Origin of the sequence: Gorillibacterium terrae (genome assembly GCF_051594785.1) — a bacterium.
GTDB lineage: Bacteria > Bacillota > Bacilli > Paenibacillales > NBRC-103111 > Gorillibacterium.
The window spans coordinates 1,140,688-1,167,215 of sequence record NZ_JBPPGI010000001.1; the positions used below are offsets into that span (position 1 = coordinate 1,140,688).

Annotated in this window: 24 protein-coding genes and 1 tRNA gene; 15 read left to right on the top strand and 10 right to left on the bottom strand. The window is 60.4% G+C overall.

Annotated elements, in window-relative coordinates:
* Window positions 1-2: 2 nt before the first annotated feature.
* Window positions 3-1,871 (bottom strand): methionine--tRNA ligase, encoded by a 1,869-nt coding sequence (locus ACSEXS_RS04975; RefSeq protein WP_438432065.1) that lies wholly within the window; start codon window positions 1,869-1,871, stop codon window positions 3-5.
* 538 nt (window positions 1,872-2,409) lie between these two features.
* Between ACSEXS_RS04975 and ACSEXS_RS04980 the strand changes: the two genes are divergently transcribed.
* On the top strand, window positions 2,410-3,633 hold the full coding sequence (locus tag ACSEXS_RS04980; protein WP_438432066.1) for a glycosyltransferase family 4 protein: 1,224 nt from the start codon (window positions 2,410-2,412) through the stop codon (window positions 3,631-3,633).
* Window positions 3,634-3,730: 97 nt separating this feature from the next.
* Here the strand turns inward: ACSEXS_RS04980 and ACSEXS_RS04985 are convergent, their stop codons facing one another.
* Complete coding sequence (locus ACSEXS_RS04985; protein WP_438432067.1) at window positions 3,731-4,492, bottom strand: glucose 1-dehydrogenase; 762 nt, start codon at window positions 4,490-4,492, stop codon at window positions 3,731-3,733.
* A 181-nt stretch (window positions 4,493-4,673) separates the two neighbouring features.
* On the opposite strand from ACSEXS_RS04985, the gene ACSEXS_RS04990 reads away from it, so the two are divergent.
* A complete protein-coding gene (locus tag ACSEXS_RS04990) occupies window positions 4,674-4,958 on the top strand; it encodes a hypothetical protein (RefSeq protein WP_438432068.1) in 285 nt (94 codons plus the stop codon).
* Between the two features lie 35 nt (window positions 4,959-4,993).
* Window positions 4,994-5,422, top strand: a complete 429-nt coding sequence (locus ACSEXS_RS04995; protein WP_438432069.1) for a hypothetical protein — start codon at window positions 4,994-4,996, stop codon at window positions 5,420-5,422.
* Here the strand turns inward: ACSEXS_RS04995 and ACSEXS_RS05000 are convergent.
* Both ACSEXS_RS05000 and ACSEXS_RS05005 read right to left on the bottom strand, forming a co-directional pair.
* Window positions 5,348-6,385, bottom strand: coding sequence for a YkvI family membrane protein (locus ACSEXS_RS05000; protein WP_438432070.1), 1,038 nt, complete (start codon window positions 6,383-6,385; stop codon window positions 5,348-5,350). The two genes, ACSEXS_RS04995 and ACSEXS_RS05000, sit on opposite strands and share 75 nt — an antisense overlap.
* A 160-nt stretch (window positions 6,386-6,545) precedes the next feature.
* Complete coding sequence (locus tag ACSEXS_RS05005; protein ID WP_438432071.1) at window positions 6,546-7,160, bottom strand: hypothetical protein; 615 nt, start codon at window positions 7,158-7,160, stop codon at window positions 6,546-6,548.
* A 246-nt stretch (window positions 7,161-7,406) separates the two neighbouring features.
* Here ACSEXS_RS05005 and ACSEXS_RS05010 point away from each other — a divergent pair, with 246 nt between their 5' ends.
* A complete protein-coding gene (locus ACSEXS_RS05010) occupies window positions 7,407-7,979 on the top strand; it encodes a xanthine phosphoribosyltransferase (RefSeq protein ID WP_438432072.1) in 573 nt (190 codons plus the stop codon).
* Between the two features lie 109 nt (window positions 7,980-8,088).
* Window positions 8,089-8,385 carry a hypothetical protein gene (locus ACSEXS_RS05015; RefSeq protein ID WP_438433089.1) on the top strand — a complete coding sequence of 99 codons (297 nt, stop codon included), beginning with the start codon at window positions 8,089-8,091 and terminating at the stop codon, window positions 8,383-8,385.
* Window positions 8,386-8,493: 108 nt separating this feature from the next.
* Here ACSEXS_RS05015 and ACSEXS_RS05020 read toward each other — a convergent pair whose 3' ends face one another.
* Window positions 8,494-9,501 carry a GNAT family N-acetyltransferase gene (locus tag ACSEXS_RS05020; protein WP_438432073.1) on the bottom strand — a complete coding sequence of 336 codons (1,008 nt, stop codon included), beginning with the start codon at window positions 9,499-9,501 and terminating at the stop codon, window positions 8,494-8,496.
* A 32-nt stretch (window positions 9,502-9,533) separates the two neighbouring features.
* Entirely contained in the window at window positions 9,534-11,609 is a 2,076-nt protein-coding gene (locus tag ACSEXS_RS05025) for an endonuclease MutS2 (RefSeq protein ID WP_438432074.1), read from the bottom strand.
* A gap of 555 nt (window positions 11,610-12,164) precedes the next feature.
* Between ACSEXS_RS05025 and ACSEXS_RS05030 the strand changes: the two genes are divergently transcribed.
* Entirely contained in the window at window positions 12,165-12,374 is a 210-nt protein-coding gene (locus tag ACSEXS_RS05030; protein ID WP_438432075.1) for a hypothetical protein, read from the top strand.
* Here the strand turns inward: ACSEXS_RS05030 and ACSEXS_RS05035 are convergent.
* Window positions 12,341-12,739: a YhjD family protein gene (locus tag ACSEXS_RS05035; protein ID WP_438432076.1), complete on the bottom strand. Its 399-nt coding sequence runs from the start codon at window positions 12,737-12,739 to the stop codon at window positions 12,341-12,343. The genes ACSEXS_RS05030 and ACSEXS_RS05035 overlap by 34 nt on opposite strands.
* Before the next feature lie 231 nt (window positions 12,740-12,970).
* Between ACSEXS_RS05035 and ACSEXS_RS05040 the strand changes: the two genes are divergently transcribed.
* The 4 genes from ACSEXS_RS05040 to ACSEXS_RS05055 all read left to right on the top strand — a co-directional run bounded on the left by ACSEXS_RS05040 (window position 12,971) and on the right by ACSEXS_RS05055 (window position 17,919).
* Window positions 12,971-13,054, top strand: a tRNA-Leu gene (locus ACSEXS_RS05040).
* Window positions 13,055-13,149: 95 nt separating this feature from the next.
* Entirely contained in the window at window positions 13,150-13,737 is a 588-nt protein-coding gene (locus ACSEXS_RS05045) for a TetR family transcriptional regulator (RefSeq protein WP_438432077.1), read from the top strand.
* Window positions 13,738-14,000: 263 nt separating this feature from the next.
* Window positions 14,001-15,938: a bile acid Fe-S flavoenzyme BaiCD gene (baiCD, locus tag ACSEXS_RS05050; RefSeq protein WP_438432078.1), complete on the top strand. Its 1,938-nt coding sequence runs from the start codon at window positions 14,001-14,003 to the stop codon at window positions 15,936-15,938.
* A 196-nt stretch (window positions 15,939-16,134) separates the two neighbouring features.
* A complete protein-coding gene (locus ACSEXS_RS05055) occupies window positions 16,135-17,919 on the top strand; it encodes a methyl-accepting chemotaxis protein (RefSeq protein WP_438432079.1) in 1,785 nt (594 codons plus the stop codon).
* 152 nt (window positions 17,920-18,071) lie between these two features.
* On the opposite strand, the gene gpmA is transcribed toward ACSEXS_RS05055, so the two are convergent.
* Window positions 18,072-18,821, bottom strand: coding sequence for a 2,3-diphosphoglycerate-dependent phosphoglycerate mutase (gene gpmA, locus ACSEXS_RS05060; RefSeq protein ID WP_438432080.1), 750 nt, complete (start codon window positions 18,819-18,821; stop codon window positions 18,072-18,074).
* Between the two features lie 167 nt (window positions 18,822-18,988).
* Between gpmA and ACSEXS_RS05065 the strand changes: the two genes are divergently transcribed.
* The gene (locus tag ACSEXS_RS05065) at window positions 18,989-19,423 is read left to right on the top strand and encodes a hypothetical protein (RefSeq protein ID WP_438432081.1); all 435 of its coding nucleotides are present in this window, start codon (window positions 18,989-18,991) and stop codon (window positions 19,421-19,423) included.
* Between the two features lie 88 nt (window positions 19,424-19,511).
* Here the strand turns inward: ACSEXS_RS05065 and ACSEXS_RS05070 are convergent, their stop codons facing one another.
* Window positions 19,512-20,756, bottom strand: coding sequence for a sialidase family protein (locus ACSEXS_RS05070; RefSeq protein WP_438432082.1), 1,245 nt, complete (start codon window positions 20,754-20,756; stop codon window positions 19,512-19,514).
* 168 nt (window positions 20,757-20,924) lie between these two features.
* Here ACSEXS_RS05070 and ACSEXS_RS05075 point away from each other — a divergent pair, with 168 nt between their 5' ends.
* The 4 genes from ACSEXS_RS05075 to ACSEXS_RS05090 all read left to right on the top strand — a co-directional run bounded on the left by ACSEXS_RS05075 (window position 20,925) and on the right by ACSEXS_RS05090 (window position 24,609).
* Window positions 20,925-21,296, top strand: a complete 372-nt coding sequence (locus ACSEXS_RS05075) for a hypothetical protein (protein ID WP_438432083.1) — start codon at window positions 20,925-20,927, stop codon at window positions 21,294-21,296.
* A 161-nt stretch (window positions 21,297-21,457) separates the two neighbouring features.
* Window positions 21,458-22,651 (top strand): glycosyltransferase family 2 protein, encoded by a 1,194-nt coding sequence (locus ACSEXS_RS05080; protein WP_438432084.1) that lies wholly within the window; start codon window positions 21,458-21,460, stop codon window positions 22,649-22,651.
* Between the two features lie 4 nt (window positions 22,652-22,655).
* Entirely contained in the window at window positions 22,656-23,807 is a 1,152-nt protein-coding gene (locus tag ACSEXS_RS05085; protein WP_438432085.1) for a glycosyltransferase family 4 protein, read from the top strand.
* 31 nt (window positions 23,808-23,838) lie between these two features.
* The gene (locus tag ACSEXS_RS05090; RefSeq protein WP_438432086.1) at window positions 23,839-24,609 is read left to right on the top strand and encodes a hypothetical protein; all 771 of its coding nucleotides are present in this window, start codon (window positions 23,839-23,841) and stop codon (window positions 24,607-24,609) included.
* Between the two features lie 209 nt (window positions 24,610-24,818).
* On the opposite strand, the gene ACSEXS_RS05095 is transcribed toward ACSEXS_RS05090, so the two are convergent.
* Entirely contained in the window at window positions 24,819-26,471 is a 1,653-nt protein-coding gene (locus ACSEXS_RS05095) for a glycoside hydrolase family 2 protein (protein ID WP_438432087.1), read from the bottom strand.
* Between the last annotated feature and the right edge of the window lie 57 nt (window positions 26,472-26,528).

The following is a 26,528-nucleotide window of genomic DNA, read 5'->3' on the forward strand; positions in this document are numbered from 1 at the left end:
CCTTAGGCCGGATCGGCTCCGGCCGCGAAGGCCGCTTTGAGCCGGTCCGACTCTTCGGCGATCCGGGTAGTATCGATTCGGGCGAACAGCGGCTTAATCTCGCCGAACGGCGTGCCGGCCGGGACTTCCCGGAAGGCCCAGCATGGCGCGGCAAGGTCCGGCTCGCTCCGCCCAATAACCGCCGAATCTGCTTGCCCGCCCGATGGGCGGGCTTTTTCGCCGTCTGCGGGTTGGGTCCAGAACCGTTCCAGCTTCTCGCAGGCGAAGGGGAGGAAGGGAGCGAGCAGCCGCGCCAGGTTGGCGGCGATCTGAACGCAGGTGTAGAGCGTATCCGCCGCATGCTCCGGGGCGTTCCGCACTTCGCTCCAGGGCTTCCGCTCATCGAAATACTTGTTCGCCCCGCGCACGAAGCGGAAGATGTCCTCGATCGCCCGCTTCAGCTCCGCGTCTTCGATGGAGGCTCCTACTCTCGCATACAAAGCCTCGATTTCCTCTCGGACCGCCTCGTCCAGCTTTCCTTCCGGTACGCGGCCGCCGTAGGCCTTTTCCACGAAAACCAGAGAACGGTGCACGAAGTTGCCGAAGGCGTTCACCAATTCCCCGTTGTGGCTGCGGATGAACTCGTGCCAGCTGAAGTCGCCGTCGTGCTTTTCCGGCGAATTGGCCAGCAGGAAGTAGCGAAGCGAATCCGGCTCGTAGCGCTCCAGCACGTCCGGGACCCAGACGGCCCAGCCCCGGCTGGTCGAGATTTTCTTGCCTTCCAGGGTGAGGTATTCCCCGGAGACGATCCGGTCGGGCAGCCGCAGTTCATCGTCCTCGCTCCAATCGGGCGATAGAGGCGCTCGCTCTTTCGCCGCCAACTCCACTGCTTTCTCGGCATCGGCTTCCGCGGACGATTTTTCCGCCGCCGCTCCCGCAGCTATGTCCGCCGACTCATCGTTCGGCCGAGCCGCTCCGAGCAGGAGGGCGGGCAGGATGACGGAGTGAAACGGGATGTTATCTTTTCCGTGTACATAGTAGGACCGGACCCCGCCGCCCTTTTTCCAGAAGGATTGCCAGTCCCGCCCGTTGTCTTTCGCCCATTGGCGGCTTGCCGTCCAATAGCCGCTCACCGCCTCGATCCAGACGTAGATTTTCTTGCCCTCGAAGCCGGGAACCGGCACGTCGATGCCCCAGGGAAGGTCCCGGGTAGCCGCCCGGTCGGGCAGTCCCTCGGCGAGGTAGCGCTGCGTCAGCTGGACGGCATTCTCCCGCCAGCCTTCGGCGGCTGCGGCATAACGCTCCAGCTCCTCCTGAAGGGCGGAGAGCCGAAGGTAATAATGCTCCGTCCGGCGAATTTCCGGAGCTGCGCCGCAGAGCTTGCAGGCGCGCTCCAGCAGATCGGTCGCATCCAGCACCGTCTGGCAGGCCTCGCATTGATCGCCGCGGGCGGCGGCTCCGCAGCGCGGACAGAGGCCCTCCACGTAGCGGTCGGGCAGAAACTTGCTGCAATCGGGGCAATAGAGCTGATCGACCGTCCGCGGAACGAGCCAGCCGTGGCCGAGCAGTCGGAGGAACAGCTCCTGCACATAGCGGCGGTGCTCCTCCGAGTCGGTTCGGGTGTAGAGGTCGTAGCTGAAGCCGAGCTTTTGGAAGCAGTCGGCGAACTCCCGGTGGTATGCGTCGGCGATCCGCTCCGGCGGAACGCCTTCTTTTTCCGCCCGGATGGCGATCGGAGTGCCGTGACAGTCGCTTCCCGACACATAGAGCACATCCTCGCCCTTCATCCGGTAGTAGCGGGCGAGCACGTCGCCCGGAAGCAGGCTGGCCAGATGGCCGAGGTGGAGCGGGCCGTTGGCGTAAGGCCAGGCGCCGCCGATAAAGATTGTCATGCTGCATTCTCCTTTTTCGCGTGAAATGGCGAATCCCGGCCAAGACGCCAAAAAGGGCCTCCGTCTCCATGGGATTGTTAAATCCCAGGGACGAAGGCCCAAAGCCTGCGTGTTACCACCCAATTTTACCGGCCTCTCGCGAGAGCCGACCTTATCGGGTACGCCGCATGAATGGATGCGGGTATACCCTAGCGCGGATAACGGGCGCAAGCTTCCGGCGCAGCCTACCCCTCGCATACGGCGAGGCTCGGTGCGCGAGCTCCGAGACCATGTTCCCCGCGGTCCGCGCTGCCCCCTCTCAGCAGGCGGGGGCTCTCTGGCAAGCGCAGTCTTCACGCGGGTACTCTTCTCTTCACAGCTCTTCTTGTACGTTCGATTCGATTGGTGACCAGTATAGCAGCATTCCCGCCGCTTTGCCAGCCCCCCGCCAAACTTTCGCCCCATTCCCGGAAAATCCGCCGCCGCCCGGCAATCCGCCCTTTCCCCTCCGGTCGCGGGAAGGTACAATGGAGATGTACGCGGAATGGGGGAAACCGACATGAAGATCTTGCAAGCGTTGTTTTTTCCGCCTGAACAGCCGGGCGGGGTATCATCCATGGTTCCTTATATCCAGGAACGGTTCGCAGCGAAGAAAGGCTGGGAAATGGAACTGTTCTCCCTTCCCAAGCGAATCCGCAACAAGGGAACCGCCCCTGTCGGCTTCGCCACCTTCGATTGGACGATCTATGCGGGAAACCCGATCATTGAAAAATATATCCAAACCTACAAGGACTACTTGTGGTGGACGCGGATGCGGTTGAAGCCCTCCTTCGATCTCATTCATGCCCATCATCCGATTGCGGCGCTGGCGATGAAAGAGGCGTTCCCGGATATTCCGCTCGTGGTGACGATCCACTCCAGCTACGAGCGCGAGCTGATTCTGAACGGCCGGATCGCCGAAGGCGGACCGGAACACGCCTTCCTCACGTCGCTGTACCGGGAGCTGGAGGAGCGGTCCGATCAGATTCTGACCGTCTCGAGCGCGTTCCGCCGCTATCTGGGCGATTATGTCCAGGACCCGGAGCGCGTCGGGGTCATTCCGAACGGATTCGACGAGCGGCGGTTCCGGCCGTTCCCCCACGAGAACCCGGTCGCGCAGCTCATCACCGTCTGCCGGCTCGTTCCGGCCAAGGGACTGGATGTGCTGCTGGAGGCCTGCGCGCTCCTCAAGAAGAAGGGGCTGCCCTTCGTCCTGCACCTGATCGGAGACGGGCCCAGCCGGCCGGAGCTGGAACAGCTGGCGGTCGAGCTGAACCTGTACGAGGACACGATCTTCTACGGCTACATGCTGCATCCCGAGGAATTCATGCCGTTCTTCGATATCTTCGTCCTGCCCTCGCGGGCGGAAGCCTTCGGCAACGTCTTCGCGGAAGCGGCGCTCTGCCTGCTTGCCGTCGTCGGCACGGAGGTCGGCGGCATTCCGGAGCAGATCGAGAACGGACGCAACGGCCTGCTCGTTCCGGTCAACGATGCGCATGCGCTGGCCTACGCGCTGGAGAAGCTGATCCTCGATCCGTCCTTCCGCTACAACCTGGCCCGCGCCGGGCAGGAGAAAGCCAAGCGGGCGTATTCGCTCACCCGCGTTATCAAGCAGCTCGTCAAGGTCTACGAGCACTACGCCGTCGAGCCGGAAGGAAGCGAAGCCGAGCCGTCGGCCGAGACCGCCCGCGCAGCGGTCAGCGGCGCTCCCGGCGACGCCGGGAACCCGCCGGTCTCTCCTTGACGGCCGACAGCCTCTTCCGGACAAACCAAAAGCCTCCCGATTCGGACGCCAGTCTTGCCGTCTGAGTCGGGAGGCTTTGCTATCGAGATCGCGGTCGCTATTCCTCGTAGATCATCTTGACGGTCATGCCGCCGTCGACCACGAGGTTCTGGCCGGTGATAAAGCCGGCTTGGCCGGAGCAAAGGTAGAGGCAGAGGTCGGCGATATCGTAGGGAACGCCGACCCGCCCGACCGGGTGCTGCAGCCGGTCCCGTTCGCTGTGCCGGGGAACCGTTGCCCGCGACGAGAGCTGCCAATCGCCGGTCTCGATCCAGCCCGGGCTTACGGCGTTGACGCGGATGCCGAGCGGTCCCAGGCTCACCGCCATGGCATGGGTGAGGGCGAGGATGCCGCCCTTGGAGGCCGAATAGGCTTCCGTGCCCGGCTCCGACATGAGCGCGCGGGTGGAGGACAGGTTGACGATGCTGCCGCCGCCCGTCCGGGTCATGATCTTGGCGGCCTCCCGCGAGGAGAGGAAGGTTCCCCGCAGGTTCACGCCGAGCACCCGGTCGAAGTCCTCGGCCGAAAGCTCAAGGAACGGCGCATTGCGGCTGATGCCGGCATTGTTGATCAGTGCGTCGATCCGGCCGAATTCCTCCGCGGACAATCGAACCCAGCGGAGCACGTCCTCTTCGAAGGCGACATCGGCGCGCAGGAACATCGCTGTGCCGCCGAAGCTGCGGATGTGCTTGACGACTTCAAGCCCCGCGTCTTTGTCCACGTCGCAGAGCGAGACGGCGTACCCGTCCTCCGCGAATTTGATGGCGAGGGCCCTGCCGATCCCTTGGCCGCCGCCGGTGATCAGAGCCGTTCTCTTCATGATTCGAATCTCCCCTCCTCATCGCTCCGACCCGTTCCGTTCGATCGGAAACGCTCCGTTATGCAGAGATTATAACCGGATTTTGCTGCGCAATCAAAAGAACCGTTGCCACCGGCCCCAACCTTGGCTAGTATGAAGGTGTAACCGAAGCTCCAACTGACCGAGGAGGAAGCGATCCGAGATGCAGTCGCCTCGCAAACCGCCGGTTGCCCGGGAAATTACCTATCACATCGGGCGAAAAACCGGCAAAATCCAGGTTCCCCCCCAGGGGGAGCCGATCCCGGGAAAGAATGCGGCCGATTCGGAACCGGCCGGAACGGGAAGGCTTCCGGCCGCCGAGCGGCTGATCGGCCGGTGCTGGTCGGCTGCGCCGCTGCCCCCGAAAGCCGTTCTGTCCGCGCTGCTGCTTGCACCGGCCGCCGCAGCCGCGCTCATGGGGGCGCTGCTTTATGCCTTGCTTAATTAAGCGGGGAGCACGAATTTCATTTGAGGAGGAAATCCATGTTTCTCACATTAGCCATACTGGGCGGAATCGTCGCCGTATTTTTCATCGTTCTGGCGGTGCTGACCGCCCGTTTCTTCCTGACGCGGAGTCCCGATGCGGAAGGGAAGCGGAGGCTGCGGCTTCGAAACCGCGAAGAAGGGCGGAGGCGTCTGCTGCGCTGGACGGTCGCGGACTACCTGCTGCTGTTTCCGGCCGCTTTTGCATTCTTGTTCCTCCTGGTGGATGTCATCGCCGTCCTGCGCGATCGCAGCTTGTTTCCCGACTACCACGTCGGCTACTTGCTGTGCGGCTTCGCGATGTTTCTGCTGAGCTTCCTCTTCCTGTATGCCCGGCTCCTGCTCACCCTCGGGTTAGAGCGGAATGCTGCGGCGGCGGATCAGGAGGCCGATCCAACCGATGCTGAGGGCGCCGAACAGCGGGTATAGCAGCGACAAGAGCGAACTGAAGCCGACCTGCGCTCCGGCACAGCAGATCGCGAGCAGCAGGAGGAGGACGAGCCGGTCGGAGAGGCGGATATGCTGCCGCAGCTGCAGCGCCAGCCCGAACAGGCCGGCGACGAACGTCGTGAAGATCTCGCCGAAGATCACGACGGTATAGACGAGCGCAACCCAGGGGCCGAACGAACCCACAAGCTGCGCCATGGGAATCTCGTATTGACGGATATCCGGCATCCGGGCGGCCAGGGCGATATGACCCGCGAGCAGCATCAGGCCGACCAACAGCCCTCCGAGCACGCCGCCCCGTACGAGCACCCCGCGGTCCTTGAACGCCGTGCCGAGCGGGACGAGCACCGCTTGGGCCGTCGACAGATTGAAGGCCGCGTAGAGCAGAGGAGCGAGGGCGGCCTTCAGCGGCGGATATTCGTTCGGCAGCACGAGCCAGTTGCCTGCGGTGGGAAGCGGCCGAGTGCCGAGGAAGACGAGCAGCACGAACAGAAGCATGAACGGCACCACGAAGGAGTTGACGCGGACGATTCCGCCCATCCCCTTGCGGAGCACAGCGTAGCCGAGGAACAGGGTGAGCAGAATACCGGTCCGGTAGTGAAAGCCGAACTGCTCCTGGAACAGCGATCCGGCGCCGGCGATCATCACGGTGGAGGTGCCGAGCAGCACGGCGAGCTGGAACAGGCTGAAGATTCGGCCGAGACGGGATCCCAGCAGATAGCGGTTCAAGTCCTCCAGGGATGCCGAACCGGTATCCCGGGCGAGCAGCATCAGCTTGGTGCCGAGCCAGATGAAGAGCAAGGAGGCCAGCGCGATGGAGATCGCGGCGGGCCAGCCGTAACGGGTGAAGAATTGCAGGATTTCCTGCCCGGAGGCAAAACCGGCGCCGACCACCGTGCCGACATAGGTGAAGGCCACCTGGAGGATTTGTCCGTATTTGCGCAAGCTGCAGCACACCCTTCCCGTTCCATTCCTTGTTACCAAGGTATGTCCCATGGGACAAAACTATGAGCAACGTCAATAGCCCGGCTGCGGTTTCCCCCGATGGGAGAACGCGGCCGGGCTGGATTCGTAGAACAGGGAATAACGGGTAAGATCGGGATTGTTACAGATCCTGTCGGGTGAACAGCTTGATCGATTCGATGGTGTCCGAATCCGGGTCGATATCCAGCTTGAGCACTGTATCGTCGGTGGAATAGGTGAGCACATAGCCGGTATTGGTGTCGGGCGACCCGAGCACCTTCAGCGCCTTCGCTCCGGATTCGCCGATGCGCACGCCGCCGAGACCGGGGTCTGCGGCGTTTCCGCTGATTTCCACGAAGCGGACCCGGCCGCTTTTGTCGAAGCCGACGGAGAATTGGGAATAATCATAGACCGTTACCGGATCGGAGTCGTCCTCCAGCACATATTGGCTGTAGGGCTGGCCGTAGCGGGACTTGACTTCCTTGGTCGTGTCGTTCAGGGTGAGGGCCATTAAGGCCGGATGTTCGGGAGTATAGGCAACCGGCTCGTTGCTGGCCGGCTCCGAGCTTTTCTTGGCGGTCTCTCCGGCTTTGGCAGCGCCGTGGAGATTCGATGCGGCCGAGCCGTTCGCGCCGAGGGCTTGACGGTTTTTGTGTAAGGTGCCGGGACTTGCGGCGTAGCCGGACAGGAACCCGACGGCGACGGCCAGCAGCAGGACCAATAGCCCGGTCAGCGTCCGTTTCATCTTGCGTTTCATGAGAATCCAGTTCCTTTCCAGCTCTCTATCTCTCTATCTGTCTCCCCTCTATTATAGACCAAATAGGCTAGGAAAAAGTTGCGATTTTGTTCTTTTTTTGTTCCTGATTCTGGAAGGGGGCCGTTAGCGTGGAGAATGGCGGGAACTCGCCCTTATCAGCGGGTCAATAGTCTGCTATGATAGAGAGCAAATGAATTCCGGAACGCCGCGTTGACGGCGGACGGTGCGCACGGGAGGAAATGACCGATGGAGCTGCTGAAGGAACGAATCCGCCGGGAGGGCGTGGTGGTGTCGAACGATGTGCTCAAGCTGGACGCGGTGCTCAATCACCAGGTGGACCCGCAGCTCATCATGGAGATGGGGAAGGAATTTGCCCGCCGCTACCGGGAGGAACGGGTGACGAAGGTCGTCACCATCGAGTCCTCCGGCATTCCGATCGCCTTTGCGACGGCTTATGAGCTGGGCGTTCCGATGGTCTTCGCCCGGCGGAAGAAGACCCTGACTACGGATTCGGACAGCTATTGCGAGCGCATCCCGTCTTTTACGAAGGGAATCGTGACGGATATTATGATTCCGAAGTCCTTCCTGACGGAGCAGGACCGAGTTCTCGTGATCGACGACATCATCGCCAACGGGGATGCGGCACGCGGAATTATTCGCATTATTGCCAAATCGGGGGCCGATATCGCCGGGTTTGGCGTGGCGGTGGAAAAGGATTTTCAAAAAGGAGCGCGGACGATTCGCGAGCTGGGCGTTCGCCTCGATTCGCTTGTGAAAATTTTGCGGCTCGAGCCCGGGAATATCGTCATGGAGGACTAAGGCGGCAAATGAGCCCTTTCCCCCATATGTATTTTGCATTATAATAAGGGGAAGCTTCATAGAGAGAGGAGGCACGCACGTGGGGAGCGAACGGTTTTCGGACGATTATATGCTGGAGAAGCTGGCTGACGCGAAGGTGCACTTCGAACGGGCTCTTGACTGCAAGCACACGGATTTCGACGATCTGTATCCCTATATGATTGAACACCCCCAGTTTTTTTGGTACAAACGCTATGTCGCCTGGTCGGAGCTTCTGACCATCGTTAAGCTCTGCGAGGAGCTCGACATCGCCTGGCAGACGCAATTTTCCGTCCGCCAAGCCGAATATGTCCAAGAGAAGGTCATGTCCGGCAAGGTGTTGGATTGCTGGTACGAGACGAACGACACCAAGGAGCATGTCGGCTGAGGCGGCTTTCGCCCCAAGAAGCCGATCAAATAGCACAACCCAAAAACCGGAGCCGCGGAGCTCCGGTTTTTTTTGGCATTTGCAAGAGAGAGTGGAGGAAGCGGAAAACTATTCCTCGCCCTCGAATTCGGGGGGCCAGACGAGAGGGCCGGGATGAATCCGCCCCTCCGCAATCCCGTCCATCCGGCTTAAGAGGAAAGAGTCGCCCTCGGCCAGCGGGCAGATCATGGCCGCCGACCAGCGCTCGTTCGCATCCTCGCCGGCGATGGGCATAAGCGGCAGCTCGCCCGGCGGGAGGGCCAGCTCCAGCCGCTCGGTTCCGGCCGGGAGACGGTCGGCGAGCAGGGCGAGCAGCAGGGCGGCGCTCTCCCGGCTCTCGGCCAGGAAGGCGAAGACCCGCCAAGGCTGCTGCTTGGCGTAGCGGAGATACCCGATCAGCCGGCCCTCTCGGCTTACCGTCACCGAAGCGATGCGGGGGTTGGCGCTGATCCAGTCCGTAATCGACGGTTCCGGTCTGCGGACGAACTCGGCGTCTTCGTGCCAGCGTTCCCAGAGCCGGACGAGGTCGGGAAGATCGTTTGCTTGCACCCGGCGCTCTTCCAGCGGGGGAAGCGGGACGCGGGGAAGCCGATCAACGGGAATGTGCTTCCATTGGGCGCCGAACATGCCCGGGACGTACCCGAGGCGGGGGTAATATTCCGGATGCCCGGTCAGAAAAGAGAAGCGGAACCCCATAGCCGCCGCCCGCCGGTGGCCTTCCTTCACCAGCTGGCTGCCTACTCCGCGCTTCTGGAAGTCAGGATGGACGGTCAGCGGTGCAAGCAGCACGGCGGGCAGATCCTCCCCACCCAGCCGAATCGTCAGCGGAGTGAAGAGGGCATGCCCGATCAAGGTTCCCCGGTATTCCGCTACGAGCGACAGGTCGGGCCGGTAGCCCGGTCTCGAGCGGAGGAGCGCCGTCAGCGCCCCCTCGTTGCAATAAGGATGATGCTGAAAGGCTTCCACGGTCATCTCGTTAATGGCGTGGTAATCGTCCGGACGTTCAGACCGAAGGACCCTTGTCTTCGCAAAGTCGTCTGAATTTTGGCCGCCTGGCGGCGACGGATTGGCTGGCATGGGTTGAATCGCCCCTTTGCTTTTTGGGTTGGTTAATGCAGCTTCTTCCAATTTTCTTCCTTTGTTTCAATAGTCAGCCCTTCGACGTGGTGTTTTTTCATCTGATTCCGCTTTTTGCGGTCATCCTTGGATTCGAACACGATGTCCATATCGTAGTTGTCCGGGTACAGATGCTTGCGGTCGATGAAGGGCTTGAGTCGCTTGGCATTGACCAGCAGCTTTTCCTTCTTCACGAGCAGCAGCAGATTGCCCCGCTCGTCGGCCGTCCGATAGACCACGCCGGACTGCCGAAGATGCGGAATGAACACCCGGTCGCCGATCTTCCACTCCGGTCCGGCCGTGGTGCCGCTATCCGGCTTATCGCCGCCGGATGGGTCTCCAGGCTTATTCGGGCGCGCCGGCTTGGATCGGGCGGAGGGGGGCGCTGAAGCTGCTTTCGCCCCGGAAGCGCCGTCCGCTGCCGAGCCGGTTTGGGCGCCTTCAGCCGCCCGAGCGGCATGGGCGGCGGCCTGCGTCGGCTGCGCAGAGGCGGCTTCCGCTTCCGCCGCCGGAGCGCTCATCCCGGCTCCCGGCTGCAGCTGGCCTCTTGCCGACGACAGCTCCTTCGCCCGCTCCAGGATCGCTGCGGGCATGCCCAGCCTGCCGGCAATCTGGAAGGCGTAGCTGTGACCGGCCTCCCCGATGGTTAGCCGGTACAGCGGACGCAGCGTCTCGGGATCGAATTCCATCCGCGCATTTTGAAAGCCCGGTGTCTCGGCGGCGAAGGTCTTGATCTCGCCGAAGTGGGTATTGGCGAGGATAACCGCCCGCCGGCGGGACAGTTCCTCCAGCACGGCGATGGACAAGCCTACGCCTTCGCCGGGGTCTGTCCCCGCCGCCAGCTCATCGAGCAGGATGAGCGTGCGCTCGTCGGCCGTCCGCAGCATGCGGAGGATATGCCGCATGTGCGCGGAGAAGGTGCTGAGCGACTCGTCCAGGCTCTGATTGTCGCCGATGTCCGCCTCGACGCCGCGGAAGAGGGATAGCTCGCTGTCCGCCGAAGCGGGCACGAGCAGCCCGGATTGCGCCATCAGCGTAAGCAGGCCGACCGTCTTGAGCGTCACCGTCTTGCCGCCCGTGTTCGGGCCGGTGATGACGAGCGCCCGGTAGCCGTCCCCGATGGACAGGTCGAGGGGGACGGGGGTTCCTTGCAGGAAGGGGTGCACGGCCTGAACGAGCCGGATGCGCCCTTCCTCATTCAACGCCACCCGGCTCCCGCCCGTCCGGCGGGCGTACTTGGCCTTGGCGAAGAGAAAATCGTAATGCGCGATGCCTTCGACATCGAGCCGGATTTCCGTCTCGACCGCTTCCACGGAGCCGGTCAGCAAGCTGCGGATGCGGTCCTCCTCGACCGATTCCTCCGCCTGCAGCGCAGACAGCTCGCTCTGAATCGGCGCAAGCTCCGCCGGCTCGATATAGACGGTCTGTCCGCTGGAGGATTCGTCCAGCACGGTCCCGGCCACCTGGCGGCGGTGCTCCTTCTTGATCGGCAGGACATACCGTCCGCCGCGTTGGCCGACGAGCGGCTCCTGCAGCAGGGAGCGGTATCTGTTCATCAGCGCATCGAGCCGCCGCTTCAGCCGGTCCTCCTCAGCGCGCAGCTTGCGGCGGACCCGGGCGAGCTCGGGACTGGCCGAATCGGTCAGCCGGCCGAACTGAATCGAGCCTTCCAGCTCCTCCAGAAGGGGCTTCAGCTCATAGAGCGAGCGGGCATAAGCGCCGATTCGCGGCGCGAGGTCCTCCCGCTGCAGCATGTACCGCTTCCATTGGCCGACGCCGCGCAGGAATAAGGCGATCTGGGACAGATCGTCCAGACCGAGGATATAGCCCTTGCCGATCAGCGACAGCGGTTTATCCAACCCCTGCATCGAAGGCAGGGGAAGTCCGGAGCTGCGGTCGAGGATGGATGCCGCTTCCTCGGTTTCCGCCATGGCGTCGGACGCTTGCCGGGCCGAGGCGAGCGGCTCCAGTCGGCGGATGCGTTCTTTGCCGGCGAACGTGACGGCAAGCTCCTCCAGCTCGGCGACGAGGCGGGGGTATTCCAGTTTGTTCAGGGTTTCGGGATTCATCATGAGCCTCCTTGGGCATAGTGGGGATACGACGGTACGCCAAAAAAGGACATGGAGAACGCAAGCTGCGTCACCCCATGTCCCTGGCGGGATACGAGACCGAAGAGCCGGGCCCTCGGAAGGAGAGCCCGCGACGAAACGCAAAAAACCGTGCAGCAGCACGGTCCGTCTCTTCGGTCAGAGCAGGGAAAGGTGCGGGTTTGCTGTTCTTAACTGAGGCCAAGGTTCGTCAGGGCGCAATGAAACAGAAGGGCGGAACCGGGTTATACCCCAGCCATCCATGGAAACCTTCGGAATTGCCCCGGCCGAGCTTCGGCGGGTATGAAATTCATCAGTTAAGAACGTTCACCGACATCAAAATTTCCCCTTTATCGTTGGATGCCTTCAGTATAGAAATTCCGGGGTGCTCTTGTCAACAGACGAGTGCCGGACAGAACGGCTATATCGAAAGTTACCCCGCAGATGCGGCGGTGCCCTCCGCAAAATTGCGCGGAGGGCACGGAATGAGCGATAATGGAATAGAAGGGACCAGCCAAGGAAAGGAGCGGATCTCCCTTGATCAGCGACGAAGAATTGGACCGGTACCGGCTCGAGGGAACCCGCGTGCGGGTTGTGCGCGACGCCGATCCGGCCAACGATGTGAAGGGGTATGTGATGGCGTGGGACGACCACACCGTGATGATTAAGAAGCTGAACAAGCGGGTTCTTAAGCTGGACCGTCAATACCGGTATCAGCCCTGGGAGGACGAGCGGGCTTCGACGTAACGGCCGGCCAGCAGACCGATCTCGGTCTTCACCTCGGCCCGGGAAATTCGGTAGGTTTCCCGGTAGCCCCGACAAACATAGCGGCAGGAGATGCCATCGGCGTTCTTATCCTCCGAATAGATGCGGATGCCTGCCAGGCCCAGCTTGCCGCGGATGCGGGCGAGGTCCTCGCGGACCGAATCCATCATCCGCTGAATGACGACGACATGCGGAAGGCTGATGCGAACGGAGGAGTCGCGGATGGTATCGATATCCTGCTGGAGCATTGTGAGCAAGACGGGCAAGAGCACGTAATGCTTGACCAACTGCTGCTCCGAAGCGGTGGGGACAGAGGGACGGGAAAGGTCAATCGCGTTCATGGCCATGGATGCGAACCTCCGTTCGTATTGGTAATTCCATTGTAATCCATCCCGTCGGCAATTGCAAGAAACTTACAGCAGGATTTTCACGATTTATCCAAAAGGGCTGTTCAAGAGAAGCCGAGTGACTTTTCCAAAAAAATGATTTGACACCGATAAACCGATCGTGGTATATTACTTTTTGTCCGCAAGAGACGATCGAACGAAATGAGCGGTTGGCGAAGCGGCAAATGATATGCGGTCATGGCGGAATTGGCAGACGCGCTAGATTCAGGTTCTAGTGTCAGCAATGACGTGGAGGTTCAAGTCCTCTTGACCGCACTTCTTCCATCAACAGAGCTTCCGATCTGCTTCCGGCAGGTTGGGAGCTTTTTTTGATGATAGATATTCACCAAATCCCGCGTTAGAGGTGGCTTATGAGAGAGCTCAAGAACGTAGAGGAACGGATATTGGACCGGGCTCTGTACTTGATGGGAGTCAACAAAACCTGCGATATCTCCATACGGGCCATCGCCAAGGAAGCCCAGGTCAACGTCAGCGCCATCAATTATTACTTCCGGTCCAAGGAAGAGATGCTGAGGCTGGTGAAGGAATTTTATATCGAGAACACCCTGACCGTATCCGCCATCTTAAGCAGCGACGACCTCGGCTGTGAAGAGAAATTGATCTTGGCGGCCAATGAAATCATGGAGTACTCGCAGCGTTTTCCCGGCAATATGGTCATTTTGAGAGATGCGAAGCGGCTGGCCGACACCGATGAAGTGTCGAGGAAGATCGTGGGCATCTCCGCCGAGGTAGGCCTGCGGTTGTCCGAGCTGCTGGACGAGATCCTGGTTGGCGACGCGATCAGCAAGCGGTACAAATATGTGATTTTCATGTCGGCTGTCAATTATCCGACGGAGTATGACGGCATCGAATACATGGGCGACATTCCGCTCGGCGAGCGCACGGAACGAATCGCCTATCTCCGACTGCTGCTGGACTCGCTGAAGGCCCAAGGATAATCACGTCCAGGCCCGACGCCTGTTCGAGCTCCGTTTGCGGATCGAGCGCTATTTTGGATTCCTCCATTGAAAGAACGCCACGGCTTTTTTCGTTCCCCGCCAACTGTTCTCAAAGAGTTCAAACATTTTGTTTTAAACACATTGATTGAAAATCTGAGCTCGATTATAGTGGAAGAGAAGGCCGCGACAGGCGCTTTTCCGGCTCATCATGTGAAAAACGTTACGTATGCCGGTCGGTTGGGAATCTGAGGAGGAGAAAAAGTATGGCGTTCGATGCACTGTTTAGTCCTTTAAACATCAGAGGAATGGAAATCAAGAACCGGGTTATGCTTCCGGCGATGGGAACGAAAATGGCTACGGAGGACCGGTTCGTCACCCCGCAATTGATCGATTACCTGGCCGCGCGGGCCGAGGGCGGCTGCGGCTTGACGTTCACGGAGGTCTGCTCCGTCTACAACCTCGCGTCCCCCAAAAAGTTCCTGGCGATTTCCGACGATAACTATATTCCCGGTCTGAGGCAGCTGGCGGATGCGATCCATGCGGCGGGAGGAAAAGCGGGCGTTCAGCTGTGGCTCGGCGGCATGGCGGTCGCAAGCGATCCTGAGCAGATGATCGTGATGCCGAGCCCCGTTCCGATAGCGGGAACGGAGCATACCATCCCCGGAGCAACGAAGGAGACGATTCAAGAAGCGGTGCGCGCCTTTGGAGAAGCGGCTCGACGCGCGGTCGAGGCAGGCTTCGACACCGTGGAGTTTCATGCCGGCCACAATTATACCCCGCACTCCTTCCTCAGCCCGTTCTTCAACCGGAGAACGGATGAATACGGAGGAAGCTTGGAGAACCGGGCGCGCTTCCTGATCGAATGCATCGAGGCCATCCGGCGGAATGTTCCCGAGGACATGCCTTTGTTCATGCGGATCGACGCCCATGACGATGAGCTGGAGGGCGGCTTGACCATCGAAGAGGTCATCGGGTTCTGCAAAATGGCCCAAGCGGCCGGGGTGGATGTGCTCGATGTGTCCCGCGGGAACTTCTCCTCCTCCGCCATCATCTACGAGGTCCCCCCGATCGATCTGCCGCGGGGCTTCAACGTCGCCAATGCCGCGCGGATCAAGCAGGAAACCGGCATGCTCACCGTAGCCGTCGGGCGCATCAACGATCCCGCCCAGGCGGAGGCGATCCTGGCGAGCGGCCAAGCGGACATGGTCGTCATCGGCCGCGGCCAGCTCGCCGATCCGGAGTTCTGCAACAAAGCGCAATCGGGAAGGGAAGAGAGCATCGTCCGCTGCGTCGGCTGCAATCAGGGCTGCTACGACGGCTTCGTCTCGACGGAGATGCCGTTTATTACCTGCTTGAGAAACCCGGCTTTGGGCCGAGAGGCGGAATACCGGCTTACGCAAGCCGAGACTCCGCAGAAGGTGCTGATCGCAGGCGGCGGAATCGCAGGGCTTGAAGCCGCGTTGGTCTTGAAGCGCCGCGGTCATCGGCCGATCGTCTGCGAGGCTTCCGAGGCGCTCGGCGGACAGTTTGCCCTGGCCGGCGAAGCGCCGCGCAAGGAAGAAATGAAGGCGGCCGCCGTCGCCATGGGGCAGCAGGCGATCCGGGAAGGCATCGAGGTTCGGCTCGGGACGCCGGTCACCGCCGAGCTGATCGCCGAGCTGCAGCCGGACCAGGTCATCGTTGCCGTCGGCTCCGCCCCGATGGCGTTGAGGGTTCCCGGCAGCGACCTGCCGCTCGTGACCAACTCCCATGACGTGCTGTCCGGCAAAGCGGTCGTATCCGGCAAGGTCGTCATTGTCGGCGGCGGGCTGGTCGGGCTGGAGGTCGCCGAGCATGTGCACGGGCAAGCCTCCGAGGTTCTGGTCGTGGAGATGCTGGACCAGGTCGCCAAGGACTTGGGCCAGCTGCGCTCGATCTGCGTGATGAAGAATCTGGCGGCGTACGGGGTGAAGACCTTGACCGATGCCAAGTGCGTGGAAATCAAGGAGCATGCCGTTGTGGTTGAACACGGGGGGCGGCTTCAAGAATATCCGTGCGATTCCGTGGTCGTGGCGATCGGGGCCAGGTCGCGGGATTTCGGGAGCGTTGCGGCGTATTGCGCCGAGCAGCGGATTCCGTGCCACGTGATCGGGGACGCGGTTCGGGCGCGCAGGGCGCTGAATGCCGTGGCCGAAGCCAACGAGGTAGCGCGGGCCATCTGAAGACGGCGGGATAACGCGAACGTTGGTGTGATGCTCGAATTATGTCGAAAATTTTGACATGAAATAGTCATAAACAACCAATTCCGAGGTAAATATTTCTGAATAGACCTACCAAAGGCCTAATTCCTTTTTTATAATGGACCCATTGCCGGTGTAGACAGATACAAAAGACACCTACGGAATGGGGAAGAAAACCATGCGCAAGATCCGCAACAAAATTCTGTTTGCTTTTCTGGTCAGCAGCCTGGCCCTCGCCGGGCTGTTTGGCGGGTACAATGCCCTGACGCTGAAAATCAGCCATCATCAGGAACTGACCAGCTATCGGGAAGAATTGTACGAGCAGTATGATAAATTGATTCACTGCGAGGTGGACAGCGCCTATGCGCTGGTCGACTATTATCACCGCCAGGAGACGGACAATCGCCTCCGTCCGGACGAGGCTCGGCAAGCGGCGGCGGATGCCGTCAAGAGCCTGCGTTACGGCAGCACCGGCTACTTCTGGATCGACCGGGCGGACGGGGTCCTGATCGCGCATCCGATGAGCCCGCAGGACGAAGGGAAGAATCGGCTGACCATCCAGGATTCGCAGGGCAACGAGCTGATCAAGAATCTCATCGAAGCCGCCAAGACGAACGATCAAGGCGGCTTTACCGACTACCTCTGGAGCAAGCCCGGCGAGAACGGCGGCTCGCAGATTCAACCGAAGCGAGCCTACTCCCGGTATTACGCTCCCTATGACTGGGTGATCAGCACGGGGAACTATGTGGATGATATCGAGGCCTCGATCGCTGCCAAGGATGTGCGGCTTGAGCAGGACTTTCGGCTCGGGTTATACGCGACGTTGATCTTCGTCGGCGGGAGCTTCCTGGTGGTTGCGCTGGTCGGCCTGTGGCTCAGCGCGCGTATTTCCCGGCCGCTCTTTGATATCGTCCGCTCCATTCGCCAGGACGAGCGCGGGAGGTTTGAGATTCAACCGATCGCGGTGCGCACCAAGGACGAGATCGGTCTGGTGGCCCGCACCCTGAATCAGTTGACCGAGCAGGTCCGTCACTTTATTCAGGCGGCACAGCTGAGTACGGAGCGGCTCGCCGGCAATGCCCGGCAGGTGAATCAAATCGCCGGCGAGGTTCAAGCCGGCACGCGGGAAACCAACGACAAAACGCAGCGCCTCGCGGAGGTCATGGACTATGTCGCCGGATCGACCGAGCAGATCGCCGCTACGCTGGAGCAGGTGGACGAAGCGGTCGGCTCCATCGCCAAGCGCACGGAGCAGGGCGCGTTGAGGTCGAGCGAGGCGAGCGAACGGGCCCGGCTCCTGCAGGAGGATTCGCTCAGCTCGATCACGCGCACCCGCGAGATGTACGAACAAGCCCGCAGCCATATGCAGCGGGCTATCGGAGAGGCGGCGAAGGCGGAGGAGATTCGCCTGCTGAGCGGCGCCGTCTCACAGATCTCCGGGCAGATCAACCTGCTCTCCCTGAACGCGGCCATCGAGAGCGCCCGGGCGGGCGAGGCCGGACGCGGCTTCGCCGTGGTAGCGGGCGAGATCCGCAAGCTGTCCGACAGCTCCACTGCGACGGCGGACAGCATTCGCCGCCTGACCGAAGAGGTGACGCAGGCCATCGATGCCATGGTGCGGTCGTCGCAGGGGATCATGGCCTTCATCGAACAGGATGTTCTCGCAGGATACGAGAAGCTGGTTCAGCATTGCGAGCTGTACCGGGAGGATGCGGAAAGCATCCACCAGGTGATCCTGGAGCTGTCCGCCACCTCGGAGGAGATCAGCGCGGCGGCGAACGAGGTGGCCTCCCGTACCGACGGCGTAGCCAAGCGGATCGTCGACAGCGCGGGCGCCATCGAGGAGATCAGCGGCCAGACGGGCGATATCCTGGAGCATGCCAACCGGCTGCAGGAGAACGCCGACTCCAACCTCGACAGCACCGAGCGGCTGAAGCAGTACGTCGATACCTTTAAGATGTAACGGATTTAGCGGCCCCGGGAGGACGATGGGGTGAATCGGAGAAGAGCGGACAGGTCAGGGGATGATTTCCCCGGCTCGTCCGCTCTTCTTGCTTTGTGGCTCTTCGAAGTAAAAAGCCCTGGTCCGAGCGGGCTCGGCCAAGGCCAATCGGCTTATTCGTTCACTTTTCCCTGATTGGCGACTTCGCTTGCCTTCCGGGCTATCTTCTCCGCATCGCCCAGGTAGAAGCGGCGGATGGGCTTGACTTCGTCGTCCAGCTCGTAGACCAGGGGAATCCCGGTGGGGATGTTGAGGTTCATCAGATCCGTTTCGGGCAGATCCTCCATATACTTGACGAGGGCGCGCAGCGTATTGCCGTGGGCGGAGATCAGAACCTGGTCCTTCTTCATCACAAGCGGCACTATCCGCTCCCGCCAGAATTCGCCGACCCGATGAACGGTGTCCTCCAGGCTCTCTCCATGCGGAATCTCTTCCGGAGGAATATCCTTGTAGCGCTTGTCCTTCAGCGTGTAGCGCGGATCGTCGGGGGTCAGCAGCGGAGGCTTGACCGACAGGCTGCGCCGCCAGAGCTTCAACTGATCCTCGCCGTATTGGAGCGCCGTATCGGACTTGCTGAGCCCTTGAAGCGCGCCGTAATGCCGCTCGTTCAGCTTCCAGGACTTCTCCACGGGAATCCACAGGAGATCGAGATCCTCCAGCACGAGGTTCAGCGTCTTGATGGACCGCTTCAAGACGGATGCGAAGGCGAGGTCGAAGGTATATCCGGCCTCCTTCAGAAGCCGGGCCGCTTCATGGGCTTCCTGGATGCCCTTGTCCGTCAAGTCCGGGTCGCTCCAGCCCGTGAACAAATTTTTCTGGTTGTATTCGCTCTCTCCATGCCGAATCAGCACAATCTTGTACATCGGGTTGCTTCCTCCTTTTATGCGGATATCGCAGCTACCTTCCCATTCTGATCTTTTTCGGCGGGGAAGGCAAGCGGCGGCGATGAATGGACGGATCGGCGGGACGATTGGTCCAAGCCGGTTCACCGATCGCTTCATAGAGTAGAGTTAAGGAGGGGAAATAGACTATGGCTGCCAGATTCTTGGATTCAAAGACATCGCAGAATGCCAGCTTTGCCAACTCCATTGCCATTCCGATCGCCGCCATCAACACGCCCGAATTGATCGCCCAGCAGACGTTGGACTTGTCGGGCGGAACGGCCAATCTCACCCATGTGGAGTTCATGGGAGTCGTGGCGATCCAATTGCCCTTGCTTCCCGTGGCCACCAACGTCACCGTGACGGTCTACCGCGGACTCACGACCTCGGGCGTCCTGGTCTTCTCGGCTTCGCAGAACCTCGACCTCAGCATCCTCGGGCCCCAATTGATCTCCTTCGCCGGTTCGGATTTCAACGCGCCGAACACGGCAAACGTCGCCTATACGGTCTTCGTATCGGTGACGGTTCTGGGAACGACTCGGGTGGGACCGGAAAGCTTCAATTTTACCGCCGTATCCGACTGACCAAGAGGCCCGCTGCCCGAAAATGTCCTGCGGCCGTATCCCTATCCATGGGGATACGGCCGCTTCGATTTTATCCGAACCCCAAACCTCACGGAATCACGATATCGGAATACCCGGCGAAGATGGTTTGCGAGCCCGGAGACGTGTCCATCCATACGCCGATGTACCCGCCCGGCGGCACGCTCATGATGTCGATGTAATCGCCGATGAGGGGAACGGGAACCGGACTGCTGCCGTTCGGATTGAACGAAGTGTTCGTGATTCGCGTGTTCGTGAAGCTCGCTCCGGCGTTGATGGAGCGTGCCACGTAGACGTCCAGATTAAAGCCGTCGACTTGGTTGCTGTAGTAAATAATATTGACAACGCCTGTGAGCGGGTCCACGTCGATAGCGGGAAAGAAGTTCTGCGAGCCCGCCGGCGCACCCGTAATGCTGACCGGCGCGCTCCAATGAATGCCTTGGTCTGTCGAGATGGACATGAAGATGTCCGCGTAGCCCTGGCGGTTATCCTGCCATACCGCATAGACGTTGCCGGTAGCGGGGCCGACGGACCGGTCGGTGGCAATGGCGGCGAAGGTCAGCACCCGGAAGGCATACCCGGCAACCGGCAAGACGGTGGGAACCGGTACGACGGCGGAGACCTGAACGGGGGCTTCAAAGGTTGCGCCGCCATCAAGCGAGCGCCTGATGACGTAGCGGTAGCTCGGGTTGACGGTAACCCAGGCCGCGTAGACAATGCCCGTTAAATCGACGGTAACGTCGGGACGTTCCACCTGTTCCGACTCGCTGGACAGCAGGATCGTCGGGTTCCAGGTCACTCCATTATCGGTGGAACGCTGCAAAAAGGCGGTGGAATTGCCGCCATTGGCTACGTTATATTGATGGTTGTATGACAAGTAAATGTTGCCCAAATAAGGACTGGATTGACCCGTGTCGATGGTGATATTGGTCTCATCGTTATTGATGTACGTGCCGAACCCGAGCGCTACGATGACAGGGGGGCTGAAGGTGACTCCGTTGTCGGTCGAGATATAGAAGACGGCCGTCCCGTCCGATGCACCTGGAAAAACGTGGGCGCTGACCACGAAGGTGCTCGGAAACCCGTACGAGACCGTCGCGGCTTCCGCACCGGTAAAGCCGGGCGGCAGCGGCAGCAGGGTATTCGACCAACTGAAGCCGCCGTCCAGCGATCGGTAAAGTCCCGTTTGGGGAACGCCGGAGGAGCTGTCGGTCGACACCGCCACCATGATCCCGGGGATAAGCAGGTTGACGGCCACGCTGGGTTCGTTCTTCGGCGGGCCTGTCGGGGTAACCTGGAAGTTAAAATTGGTCAAGTCCATCCCTCTCTTTCTTGGCTGTTGGATTAGTATATTTCGCCGAAAGCCGAGTCTCCTAAACGTTGGCCCGTTCCGGCAGAAACAGGCTTATCGCAGGGAGAAGGTGACCGGATACTTCCTTGCCGGAATGAATACTTTGATAGAAAGAGAGGGGGTGAAAGAGAAATGCCTTCCTATACCACCGGCTTGATTACGAACACGAGAGCGACGGGAACCGCGGCGAGCAATATTGTCGTCAGCTCGCGGAACCTGGGGCCGGCGAGTGCAACGGTGGTCATTGAGGTGTTCGGCGTGCCGATCTCTACCTTGACGCTCGCTCCGCTGTATGTAACGGGATTTTCGTTGCCCGCCGGGTCCGCCGATATCCGCTCGTTCTTCATCGCCGGGAATGTCTCGTACGAGGTGCAGTACAGCATAACGGCAACCTTGACCCAGGTGGCGGTATCCACGTACGGCCTGGACGAATTCGGGAATCTCGTCACCGAGCAGCGTGTTCTGCAGTCCGAATTGACGCCGACCAGCGGATTGTCGATATAGAACCTTCTCCCTCTTTGGCTCAGTGCCTGCACTGAGTTTTTTTTGTTTGGGGGTACCCGGACCACCGGGTAGCTGCACAAGCAATTCTGCCCGTTATCCATACACTGACATCATCTTTGCCCGAAAGGGAGATGACGGCATTGGTTGACTTGGGAGTAGTCATGCCTGTATACAAACAGAAGCCGGAGTACCTGAAAGCGGCGATCGACTCCGTGCTGAACCAAACCTTTCCCGCCTTCAAGCTGATCGTCGTCATCGACGGAGCTCCGGAAATGGAAGCGCTGGTTCGCTTGTACGCCCGGAATGACCCCCGGGTCGAAGTGCTCCTTCTGGAAAGCAATCGAGGCGTCGCCAACGCGCTGAACAGGGGATTCCAAATTTTAATGAAGAGTAATCGAATGGAATACTTAACCTGGGTTTCCAGCGACAATATCTACTACCCGTTCTTTTTCGAGACGCTGCGAAAAGCCTTGCTCAAGGGTCCGGATGAATTGGGGCTCGTCTACAGCTCCTTTCGGTCCATCGACGACGCCGGTCGGGCGCTCCACGATGAAGCCGCATTGGCCGCTCAACGCAATTACCAGGCCCAACCGAAGGAAAAGCTCCTCGATTCGTCCATCATCGGCGTCTCCTTCATGTATAAAGCCAAATACGCCCGCATGATCGACGGCTATGGGATGGTTCCGGTCGAGGATTACGATTATTGGCTGCGGTTGACGGAGCACTGCGAGATTAAGTTCATTCCGGTGGAATTAATGGAGTACCGGGTGAATTCGGCCTTCAGCGTGTCCGCCTCGCTTCAATCCACCCAACAGCATCGGCAATGGCGGTACAAATTCCACTTGGTCCGCCATCAGGCCCGCATGCGCCGCAGAATCGATCCGCTGCTGACGGTTTTGGTTCCCCTCGAGAATGCCGACGAATCCACGGAACGGCGAATCGAATGCCTGTACGAACAAGCCTTCAGCAACTACCAGTGCAGCATTCTCGATTTAACGGAGGACCGGCGGGTCACGGAGCGGTTGTCGGCCATTTCGCATCCGGCTACGGAATTCGTCTGGTTTCCGGGGGTGAGGGAACGCAGCGCCCTGCTGTATGCCGTCCAACTGCTGCGCACTCCGCATACGATGATCTTAGGACCGAAGCCCATGACGGATGTGATGGAGCTGGAAATCCTTATGGAGCTCCTGGCCAAGGCCGATCCTGCGGTTCTTTCGAATTTTTTCACGGATGACCACAGCGAAATCCAATACCGGTACACCGGCGGATATCCCGAGAGAAGCACGCTCTACAACGAGTTGTTTCGCACCCAGGCCTTGCTTCAATTGGTCAAAAATCGATATGCCGAAGAGTGATCTTATGAAAATATTATTTACGTTCTACAATCCAAGCGGCGGGATGGAGACCCTGAACCGCATTCGCAGCAAGGCCCTGAACCAAGCCGGGCATGAATGCCACCTGCTCTACACGGTCGACGGGAAAGGCCGGCGGAACATCAAGGGCATCCGGACCTTCGTCATCGGCAACGACTCCGGAATCCGAGGTCTGATCGAACGGGAACGGTATGACCTTGTGGTCGTGTGTACGGATGTTCACCTGCTGGAAAAGGTGGGAGCCTCGGATTTTGACGGCAAGCTGATCTATGAGGTGCAGGGGCTCGGCACCCTGGAGACGGCGAAAACGATCTTGGCGAGCTTTGCCGGCCGCATCCGTGCATACGCCGACGGGCTGCTCTATCCCGATACCAACCACCTCAAAGAGCTGATGTCGTCGATGTTTGCCGATATTCCGCAGTTTTGCTTTGACGATCCGCTGGATACGGAACATTTCGGCTACGAAGCCTATCCTCCGAAGCCCTATCCCATCCTGGGCTGGGTCGGCCGTCTGGAGAAGAACAAGAACTGGCGCGAATTCCTGCAGATCGGCGCTGGGCTGCTTCGCCATTATCCGCAGTTGTACCTTTGGATGTTCGATGACGACACGCTCAGCGAGCCGGGCGAGAAGGATGCATTCGAGCAGATGATCCGGGAGCTGTCGCTGCAGGGGCGGCTGATCCGCCATTCCAATACGCCGCATGAGCTGATGGCCGATTATTTTTCGCTGATCGGAGATTCCGGCGGGCTGTTGTGCTCGACGTCGATCATGGAGGGATTCGGGTATGCCGTCGCCGAAGCGATGCTCTGCCTCTGCCCGGTGCTCGCTACCGATTCGGACGGGATTCGGAGGATGCTGCGGCACAATGTCACGGGGAAGTTCTACGAACGGGGGGATATCGGCAAGGCCGTCGGAGAAGCGCGGGAGCTGATGCAGAACCGGAGGCTGCGGACGAACATCGTAAATGCAGCGGAAAAACGGATCAGGGAACAGTTTTCCGCGTCCCGCTATGTCAAAAATTTTGCCCGCCTGCTCCTTTGGGCCAGGGAAAGCGCCTCTCCTCCGCGCCGGTTGACGGTAGACAGCCAAGAGATTCGTTCATGCGGCAGCAACCTATCGGCGTCCAGTCACGTCTAGAGGGTAAGACCGTATGAGAGGAGAAGAGAACATGAATCGCAGCCGCATGATCTTCCCCGCCGGAATCCTGGCCGTCCTGCTGCTTGCCGCCTGCAGCTCGGCGCCGTCGGCTTCTTCACCCAGTGTCTCGCCTTCGGCTTCCGCGCCGAACGGGTCGCCTTCCGTTTCGCCCATCGCTTCGGCATCGCCGCAGAGCGCAGCCCCGACTGCTGCCCCTGCCGGTACGCCGTCCGCATCCGCGTCCCCTGTTGCAACCGCGGTCACGCCGGAGGAACCGCCGGTGGAAGGCCAGCCGCCTACCGCCCGGGAAGCGGCAACGACTGTGCTGCGCGCGCTGAAAGCCGGCGATCTGGAGCAGGTGGCCGCCTGGGTCCATCCGGACAAGGGAGTACGGTTCTCCCCGTATGCATCGGTTCAACCCGATAAGGACCAAGTGATCAAGCGGGAAGAGCTGGCCGGGCTGAAGAAAGACTCAACCAAGCGGCTCTGGGGCCAATATGACGGGTCAGGCGAAGACATCCGACTGAGCTATGCGGAGTATCACAAGAAATTCGTCTATGACGCCGATTTCCTGACGAAGGGCAAGCTTTCCGTCAATGAGGTGCAGAAGACGGGCAACACGAAGAGCAACCTGAGCGAAGTGTATCCGCCTGAGCACTATTCGTTTGTGGAATTCCACATAGCGGGGATCGACAAGAGCCTGGAAGGCATGGATTGGCGCAGCCTTCGGTTGGTTTTCGAGAAGATGGACGGCGGCGATTACGCCCTGGTCGGGATCGTTCACGACCAATGGACCATCTGAGCCGACCGGATCAAATCGCCGGGCCGCATTCGGCCCGGTAAAGAACAAGGACGCTTTCCGGTCCGCAGGCTGCGGAGGAGGCGTCCTTGTTTGCGTCTAAGTCGGGCCGATGGATATCAGCATCCGAAGCCCCAAGGCCCGGTTTGGGGTTGGCAGGCAGGCCATTCCCGGTCAGGGGAATGGCCTCGGTTGTCGCGGTTCTTTGCCGATCAGCCCTCGATGGCTGCCTTTCGTGCGGTGACGGCGTGCAGCCAAGCCGGGTCAAACTTCGGTTCCCGCTCAAAGGTATAGAGGCCGTTCTGCTCCTGCATCACATCCGTGAGCTGCGTATAGCAGAAGGCGCAGACCTTCGGATTGTCCAGCAGCGCCCCGATCAACCCCTCGTAGCGGCGGATGAATTCGTCCTTGTCCGCCGGCTTCTGGCCGTAGCCCCATCCCTCGTCATCCTGAACTTCGCTCCAATAGATTCCGCCGAACTCCGAGATAAAATAGGGCTGTCCCTCGTAGACCTCGATATCCGGGAAGTTCCGGAAGGGCTCTCCGCCGTTTGCAAAGTCCTCATACCGCTTGCGGAAGGTTTCCGGGTCCTGGTCGTAATCGTGCACGTCGTAAATATCCGTCACCGCGTGCACGTAGCCGCTGGAATCGATCACCGGCCGGGTCGGGTCGAGCGCCTTCGTCACCTGATAGACCGCTTGGAACAAGGCAGCGCTGCGGCCCGCTCCCGTCTCGTTGAACGGGCACCAGCCGACGATGGCCGGGTGGCTGTAGTCGCGCTCCAATTCCTCGATCCATTCCGGCAGCATCGCCTGCAGCGATCCCGGATCATTGTCGCTGAGGCCCCAGTTCGGGTATTCGCCCCACAACAGGTATCCCTTCCGGTCGGCATGGTACAGGAGACGGGGCTCAAAAATCTTCATGTGCAGCCGCGCTCCGTTGAATCCGGCCGCCATCGCCAGATCGATATCCCGTTCAAGGGCTTCGTCCGAAGGTGCGGTATAGATGCCATCCGGATAATAGCCTTGATCGAGGATCAGCCGCTGGAATACCGGAGCTCCGTTAATGGCGATTGCCCCGTCCTTCAGTTCCACCTTTCGCATGCCGAAGTAGCTCTCCACGCGGTCTTCGCCAATTTGCAGCAGAAGGTCGTACAGGACCGGCGACCCCGGCTGCCAGAGCCGAGCCTCGGCAACCGGCAGGGTGAATTCCACGCGGTCGCCGGTTGCCTTGGCTTGCACGGCAGAGACGTGCGCTCCGTTCAGGAACGCTTCCGCCGTCAGCACCCGGCCCCCCGCATACCCGTTCAAGAGGGCGAGACCGCGGAGGCAGCCATTATCCACATCCGGGGTCAGACGCAGCTTGCGAATGAACAGGGAGGGCACATGCTCCAGCCAGACCGTCTGCCAGATGCCGGTGCTGCGGGTATACAGACAGCTGTAATTCTCATAGCGGGTAGACTGTTTGCCGGTCGGCTGCAGCGGATTCTGCACATCGTCGAAGGCTCTCACGACAACGGCATTGTCGCCTTCCTGTACCAGATCCGTTACATCCAGCGCAAACGGGGTATAGCCGCCGCTGTGCGTTCCGGCATGCTTGCCGTTGACCCATACGTCCGCCGTATAATCGACGGCTCCAAAATGGAGCAGAAGGCGCCCCTCGCTGCGCCACGCGGCGGGAACGCTGAAGGTGCGGCGGTACCAGACTGTCCGCATGAAGTCGGTGTCCTCGATGCCGGAGAGCTTGGATTCGGGTACGAACGGGACGACAATCTTGCCCTCCAGAGCAGAGCGCTTGTAGAATTCGCGCTCAACTCCGGAATCCCCAGGGTCTTTCTCAAATTCCCATTCTCCATTCAGGTTCATCCAATGATCCCGTTTCAATTCCGGACGGGGATACTCCGGTCTAGGTATATTCACCAT